Raw genomic sequence first — 584 nt, 5'->3', positions numbered from 1 at the left:
GCAATGGAAAAAATTAATTCAATTCGTGATTCTCAGACCGATTCAAAAACATATACCGATGCGATAAATGCGCTTCGCACCATGTCTGACTATGATGTGGAAAAATATGGTGAACTGCCTACTGATTTGGAAACCATTCAGCAGGAGATTAAGACTGCGACCGCTGCACTTGAGGATTTAGAGCAGTATGCTGATGGCGATAAGCCTTATTATGATGAAAAAAATAAAACATGGGCTACAAAACAGGAAAGCACGGATTATTGGTATAAAAACGAATATATAAAGGCAGGTGAAGCTTCAGCTTTTGATGCACTTAGAGTCGGTGGAGAGGAAGATCATAATTTGTCGGAGATTGAAGCCGGAATAGAGGCTGTTTCCACTCGTTTAGAGGCTTTAAAGGCCTATGAGACTTTGTTGACCTCAACATCAGTATCCGGAACTTCAATATTAAGTGACAGTAAGATTTCTCTATCGGGCAATCCGACTGCTGACGATATTAAAAATTGGATTTCAAATTTGGAATCATCTCAGGAAGAATTGGGAACCGATATTCAGCAGCAGATGGTTTTTGTGCAGGATTATAT

The 584-nt window shown here is 39.6% G+C and carries 1 protein-coding gene; it reads left to right on the top strand.

Going from position 1 to position 584, the window contains the following annotated elements; genetic code table 11:
• On the top strand, positions 1-584 hold a 584-nt coding region (locus HMPREF9444_RS11120; protein ID WP_187363656.1), incomplete at both ends, for a hypothetical protein.

The organism is Succinatimonas hippei YIT 12066 (assembly GCF_000188195.1).
GTDB classification, from domain to species: domain Bacteria; phylum Pseudomonadota; class Gammaproteobacteria; order Enterobacterales; family Succinivibrionaceae; genus Succinatimonas; species Succinatimonas hippei.
The sequence above is the reverse complement of the archived record's forward strand: the minus strand, read 5'-3'. Positions and strand labels throughout refer to the sequence as shown.